Origin of the sequence: Microcystis sp. LSC13-02, from assembly GCA_002282935.1 — a bacterium.
Taxonomy (GTDB): domain Bacteria; phylum Cyanobacteriota; class Cyanobacteriia; order Cyanobacteriales; family Microcystaceae; genus Microcystis.
Window position 1 is genome coordinate 1 of record MTBT01000149.1, and the last position, 6,700, is coordinate 6,700.

Below are 6,700 nucleotides of genomic sequence, written 5' to 3' on the forward strand. Positions count from 1 at the left end.
AATTTTAGCAGATTCAGGGGCACCTGAGCGACTCTCAATCTAGCTAAAAGCCTTTTCCTGTAAGGTTTTTAGCTTTATTCAGCAAACCCTAAATAGAAGTTTCCTACTGTCTTTTCACTGATTACGTTTACTGATCACAGCAAAAAAGTTGGCTGCTCCCTGTTTAATTTCAATCCTGAAAACCGACACTGCTGGCAAATCCTGTAATTCCGGTCATCTCCTCACTACTGTTGGCATCGAGGAAACGATCCAAGTCATCGAAAGTGGTTCCGTAGGTAATAGTGTTATCGTCGTATCCTTTCAGACTGACGGTATGTTGATCAAAAGCTTGGTGGAGATGGGGTAAACCGATGAGATAACTGTAGGTAGTTGTTCCGATGGCTAAATCCCTACCCATTTCTTTAGTAGCCGACTCTAAACGAAAAGCGGCGTTGACCGTATCGCCGATCGCCGTATAATCTGGATGTTCACCGCTGCCAGTATTGCCCACCATGGCATAACCGGTATTCACTCCCGCACCGATGCGTAATGTAAAGGGTAAGGGATATTCTTCGCTTAAGACGCGGGTCATCTTGTATATTTGCGTAATTGCTTCGAAAATTTGCAAGATATCGTCTTGATTGACTTCCTGTTGACCGTGAAACCAGATGGCCATGATCGCATCACCAATATATTTATCTACCCAACTGCCGGAACTGCGGATAATACTCCCGGCATGGCGAAACCAATTGCCAATCAGAGAAGAAAGCACTTTTTCGTCTAATTGCCTCGTTAAAGCCGTAAAATTTCGCATATCCACCACCATCACCGATGTTAAGCGACGTTCATGGAGGGGGGAGGTGGGGGTATCCCGTTCTAAATTGTCCGGTTGCTTGCCTATATTAGTGGAAGTAGGACGATAGAACTGCACTGCCGTTTTGCCAAAGGTGATCCGATCTTTGTCATGGATAGTCACGGGAATGGCTACCCTTCTGCCATTAACAAAAGTTCCATTGCGACTACCGAGATCGATCAGATAAAAATCTCCTGTTTCCGTGGATTGTAAAATAGCGTGATTGCGGGAGATACAGTGATCTTTAATGACGATATCATTATCTTTGCCCCGTCCGATTGTCCAGCAAGGTCTCCCCACGAGAGGGAAAAAACGCTCTCCCTTCTCGGTATGGAGTAGTAAATAAGGATTTTGTCCTAGTATATCCACGGGTAGATCAGCGGTAATAGATGGGTGATGGTAACTGCACATTTTATACCCCACATTCCAGACATTTTCATATATCTAAGTAGGTAGGTGGAAATGGAAATTAGCCAGGAAAACCCTTAGGCCAGAGAAGCGGTAATCCAAAATAAACCATCGACTAAAATTGTACTCAATACGGCTCCGCTAAATGCCCACCAATAGTATACACGTTTTTGCAAAGGATAGATACCAATCGCTAAGAGCAGGTTAAGCAGCACGATCGCCCAACTGATGCCCCAGGGGGTCTGTATTTGGGCCAAGGCGTTATCAAATATCGGTGCTACTAGGTTGGGGTCTAGTTCCACGGTCATTAATTGTCGCCAGTAGGGAATTAGTCCCGTTAGATAGAAATATAGGTCGGTGATGGCGGTTCCTAACAAAGAACCGAGATAGAAAAGATTGCCCACTTTGCCGCGACCTTTGCATAATCCCCAGAGAACAAAGGGCAGCCCGATCGCTTCCATGGGAATATGGATCAAGGGTTCCCAACGCCACCAACCCCAGTACAGAGAACCGGCTAACCAACTCCAACTAAAGCCCAAAAGTAAATCCCCCCAAAGACTGATTTTTGCTTGTTTGAGCAGCCAAATCCCTAAACCCACCCAGAAAACGGTTAAACCTAGGCTAATTTCGGGATAGTAGCGCACTAGGGGCGCTTGTACGAACACGGGGACTGATACCAGAAATGCTGCTGTCCAAAAGACGGATTGACATTTTTCCCAGTTAGGGACTAGGGGTTTCAGGCGATCGGAATTGCTGGGGACTAGGGTAGAGTTGAGCAAAGGATTTCAGAATTGTTACAAAACTTTACTTATATTAAGATACATCATTCTCTTTCTACTATATCCCCCCTAGGGGGATTTGGGGAAATTAAAAAATTGTTTTTGGCAATGCGCTATCCTGTTAGAATCGAAAGGACAGCAGCGATCGAGGAGTGCAAAAAATATGGCAGCGGGCCATGAAGAAAATCCGAGAATGCCCCTAGATAAAGTTATTTTTGTCATTGCTTGCGTCTATCTAGGTTGGGTGGTGGCATGGCTAATCAGTCAAAAAAATGCCCCTGTCTCTCAAAATGGCCCGATTTCCCAGGAAGAGCAAAAGTTTATCGCCTATCTGCAATCATCCCTTGCTATTATCGATCGCCAAGGTCAAACTTCATCCCCCGATCCTGATCCTGATCCCCAAAATAACCCTTCTCCGGTAGCCACAGTTCCACCACCACCCCCCGCTAATTTACCGGTTAATAATAGTCCCCAGATCATAGAAAGAATTTACGTTCCCGTTTATCCCCAAACTCCTCCAACTACCGCCAAACTTGTCCCGGTTACACCCCCAAATCCCGACATTTCCGCGCCACCATTACCGGCTGCCCCCCAAGTGAATCGGCCGTTGGCAGCGGTTATTCCTACCAATAATCAGGTTAAAAATACCCTGGTGGGGGTGATGGATTTAGGCGATCGATCTTCGGCTTTATTTGATAATAAGGGGATAACTATGCGTATTTCTCCGGGGGAATTTATCAACGGTTGGACTTTAGTGGAAGTTGGTAGTCAACAGGTTATTTTGTCTCGCAACGGGCAAACGAAAGTCTTAGAAGTGGGACAATCTTTTTAGGGTGAACTACCCGCTGGTCCAGATTGTCGGGGCTTCTGAACTCACGGGGGAATGCCTGAAGATAGACTTACGCTCACCTTGCGGATTTGGTATGATAGAGACAATTAGAACAGGTTTGAGAACTAGGAAAAAATCTATCAATCTCCATTAATAAAACACCTTATTGACAAACATTTTGTTAACGAAGAAAATAAACTGTAGCGGTAATAATACTCAGAATTACCACAGTCCAGCGCAGATAACTAGGAGAGATAATTCTAGCTAGTTTTCCACCCAATAAACCCCCAATTAAAGAGCCAATTGCTATCACTATCGCCGCCGACCAATATACCTGATTAGAAAAGAGAAAAAACCAAGATGCCGCCACGTTAACCACCAAAGAAAGCAACTGTTTTAAAGCATTTAATCTCGTGAGATTATCCTTGAGAAATAAGCCCAAAATTGCCAATTCGATCACACCTAAACCCGCTCCAAAATAACCACCATAAATTGAAGCGAGAGCGATGGGTAAAACCGCCCAAATTTCTGGGATATTGCCCTTTTTATCTCCCTGTCGCCGCTGCAACCAAGAGCGTAAAGTATCTTGAAAAGCCAATAAAGCTGCCGCTAAAAGAATCAGAAAAGGAATCAGGCGATCAAATACTTGATCACTGCTATTTAACAGCAAAATACCACCGATAATGCCGCCAATAACTGCCGATGGTAGCAATAACTGAATCCGTTTTTGTTGCCCGTGCAGGTCTTTTTTTTGGGCGAGAGTTGCCCCCAGATAACCGGGGCATAAAGCGACGGTATTAGTCACATTTGCCATTACCGGTGGGATACCCACCGCCATCAGCGTCGGAAAAGTAATCAGACTACCGCCACCGGCAAGAGCATTAATTAAGCCGGCAGCCACGGCAGCGATTGCTAGGAAGCCATAGTGAATAGGCGTGAGCATTTAGGCGTTAGGGATAGTAATTAGGGCTAAATCAATTTTTTCCTCGTCAACTTGCTTAATTTCGGCTCTAATTCCCGGTCCAAAGTATCTTTCGATTTTTTCTTGTTTTGCCAGCCACTTTTCTAGGGGTAAAAGGGGCGATTCAAATTCTAGGGTGAGACAATAGGCGGAATCAACAGCAGTTTCACGAATTGCCACTAAAGTCGGTCTTTCCTCGTCCGTGCGGCTTAATCCCAGCTTTTCTAGGGCTTCATCCAGATGCACTTCCTGTCCGTAGCGATAGCGGGTGACATCGTTGCGAAGTTTGGTTTGGGTGACAGTAGCCTGTTGTTGGCGCAATTGCAAGATTTCGGGGCTAGTGGGTTGACTGAAGGTTATAGGTTTGATTTCTGAAGCTTTTAGGGCTAAACCTCCCAATAATAACGGTAATCCGTAGAAAAACCCCGCTAAATTGACCGTGGCGTTACCTTGGGCATAACCGATAATCCCGATAACCGTTAAAATACTGCCTAAAATTAAGCCAAAGTATGATAGTCTAATTTTCCTGAGCATGAAATAATTTTTTTCTTGAGTACGCTAATCCTTTAGAGATTATACAACTCAAAAGAATCTTTTTTGCAGATGGGCAGTGGGGAGATTTTTCAGTTATTAGCTACTGAAGGCAATTAGTGTCTATTGCCTATTGCCTATTGCCGATGTACTCGCAATTTCTCAATTAATTGAGATAATTTCTGGTCAGAAGCGGCAGTAATAAAGTCTAATTTAAACTTTTGTCCCTGACTGAGATATTCTGCATAACTAGACAGAAGAAAAGGACGAAACTTTTCATTATCAGCAATATAAACTTCAAAAAAAGCCACCAATAAAGCTCCCGCATAATTCTCGATTAAATTTTGATTGGGTAAAGTGATATTGACCACAGACTCGAGGGTTTTTTGCATTCCTGCATCCAATTCTGTAAAATTTACATGAGCTTGTCCCTCCACCATGGCCAGATATTTATCCGGCGTTTTTAACCAAGTAAAAGGAATGGCCTGTTCAAAAATTGGATTAGCTGCTGGGTCATAACTTCCGGAACCCAAGAGGACAGGAATCGAGATTTTACTTAAACCTTTTTCCCCAAAAATACTGCGGTTAACGGGATTAGCTGCAAAGACAGCCGTGACTCGTTCATCGCGAAAATTATAGACCTGTCTAGGCAATTCTAGGGCGCGACATTCCAGTAAAATAGCGATATTAATCCCGGAGTAAGGACGATTACAATCTTGGGCGAGATTATCAAAATCAATTTGTGCGCCAGCAACAGCTAGAGACGCATAACCCCCGAAGGAATGACCCGCTACTCCCACATTAGTTAGGTCAAGTTTACCTTGAAATTGACTAGCATTACGTCTTGCTAATTCATCGATGACAAAGCTAATATCTTTGGGTCGATTAATAAACTCATTGCCATCAAAAATATTGCGATAATACCCCCCTAACATTCCTTGTAGGTATTTCATATCACTGCCAGGGTGTTGCGGTGCCGCTACTAAAAATCCGTAGGAAGCTAGATGTTCAATTGCTTGGGCATAATCTTCCGGTCGCGAGGCTAATCCGTGGGAAAAAATAATTACAGGTGTTTTGCCTTCTCGGAAAGTTTGCGGGATATAAACATTCACATATAAACTGCGATTGCGACTGCTATCGGTTAGGTTCCAAACTTCTTTTTTTACCTGAAAGCTACCGCGCTGACGCAAATCGGGTAAACTGGCATAATTAATCGCTGGTTTAACGGCAGCGGTTTCCTCGGCAGTCCAGAGGCGCATATCTTTGATAAATATTTCCGCCACATAAACCGCATAATCGATGGTTTTAGCTAATCCGAGGATTTCTTCCCCCTGTAACTGTATATTATTGGGGAATTTTTTCAGCACATTTAAAAGGGTTAATCCTCCTGGATCAAAAGCGGCACTAACAAGCGCACCCCGCAGGGCATATTTACCATTAATTCCCCCTTCAATGGTGATGCCTTTGCCCAAACGATAGAGCATATCAGCACCCATCACACTATTAAAAAAACGAGATAGTAAAATAGGATCGATGTCAATCTTTGTTAATAAAGCCTCACGAAACTTCTCTCTTGCTTCGGGAGTTGTTCTGGCAAGAAATCTTTTTAAATTAGCATCAATCTTTCCTTCTTTAGCAAAATTTTCTAGGGATGCTACCGATACAGAAAAGACGAGGGGAGTATAGACAAATTCAATTTCTTCAGCGGCTTTTAGGGGTAAAGCGGTCATACCCACAGCGAAAAGACCTAGGAGGAAAGCTCGCAGCCGACGGGTGGAATTATTTCTGGGAAAACGACCTTGTAAACTATGGCTAATCATGCGGTTTTTGGCTAGGGTAAATGACAATATGTGAACTACTCTCAAGGTCGTTGAGAGCTTCCTATTTCACGGGGGATTGCCTCAAGACGGACTTACGCCCAGATTTTGGTCTGACATCCCCTCTATAGGCAGTATCGCTAGTTCCTAACGACAATATCCGTAAGCTTTCATCTCGAATATTTATTGCCGCATTTATGTCACGGTCATGGATTGTTTTGCAATGCTCACAAGTCCAATTTCTAACATCAAGCGGCAAACTACTCACTTGATTTAGACAGACATGACAAGTCTTATAACTAGGGAAAAACCTATCAACTTCAATATAGGTTTTTCCTTGCCATTCTGCCTTGTATTTAAGCATTGTACAAAACATTCCCCAACTACAATCACTAATGGCCTTAGCTAAATTATGATTGGGTACCATGGCTTTAACATTGAGGTTTTCTACAGCAATAACTTGGTTTTCGTTAACTATCTTACGGGATAGCTTGTGGAGAAAATCCTCACGACATCTTGAGATTTTAGAGTGAACTTTAGCTA

7 protein-coding genes are annotated in these 6,700 nt (G+C 43.5%); 1 reads left to right on the plus strand and 6 read right to left on the minus strand.

What is annotated here, in order from left to right:
- Nucleotides 1-169: 169 nt before the first annotated feature.
- Nucleotides 170-1,201 carry an adenylate/guanylate cyclase domain-containing protein gene (locus tag BGL89_RS08995; protein ID WP_502692610.1) on the minus strand — a complete coding sequence of 344 codons (1,032 nt, stop codon included), beginning with the start codon at nucleotides 1,199-1,201 and terminating at the stop codon, nucleotides 170-172.
- A gap of 116 nt (nucleotides 1,202-1,317) precedes the next feature.
- On the minus strand, nucleotides 1,318-2,019 hold the full coding sequence (locus BGL89_RS09000; protein ID WP_286825420.1) for a DUF3120 domain-containing protein: 702 nt from the start codon (nucleotides 2,017-2,019) through the stop codon (nucleotides 1,318-1,320).
- A 163-nt stretch (nucleotides 2,020-2,182) separates the two neighbouring features.
- Between BGL89_RS09000 and BGL89_RS09005 the strand changes: the two genes are divergently transcribed.
- On the plus strand, nucleotides 2,183-2,851 hold the full coding sequence (locus BGL89_RS09005; protein WP_286825421.1) for a hypothetical protein: 669 nt from the start codon (nucleotides 2,183-2,185) through the stop codon (nucleotides 2,849-2,851).
- Nucleotides 2,852-3,029: 178 nt separating this feature from the next.
- On the opposite strand, the gene BGL89_RS09010 is transcribed toward BGL89_RS09005, so the two are convergent.
- The 4 genes from BGL89_RS09010 to BGL89_RS09025 form a co-directional block, all read right to left on the minus strand.
- On the minus strand, nucleotides 3,030-3,791 hold the full coding sequence (locus BGL89_RS09010; RefSeq protein WP_286825422.1) for a sulfite exporter TauE/SafE family protein: 762 nt from the start codon (nucleotides 3,789-3,791) through the stop codon (nucleotides 3,030-3,032).
- Nucleotides 3,792-4,343: a DUF2854 domain-containing protein gene (locus BGL89_RS09015; RefSeq protein WP_286825423.1), complete on the minus strand. Its 552-nt coding sequence runs from the start codon at nucleotides 4,341-4,343 to the stop codon at nucleotides 3,792-3,794.
- A gap of 134 nt (nucleotides 4,344-4,477) precedes the next feature.
- Nucleotides 4,478-6,160 carry an alpha/beta hydrolase gene (locus tag BGL89_RS09020; RefSeq protein ID WP_286825425.1) on the minus strand — a complete coding sequence of 561 codons (1,683 nt, stop codon included), beginning with the start codon at nucleotides 6,158-6,160 and terminating at the stop codon, nucleotides 4,478-4,480.
- A gap of 61 nt (nucleotides 6,161-6,221) precedes the next feature.
- A partial coding sequence (locus tag BGL89_RS09025; RefSeq protein WP_286825424.1) for an RNA-guided endonuclease TnpB family protein occupies nucleotides 6,222-6,700 on the minus strand: 479 nt, incomplete at its 5' end.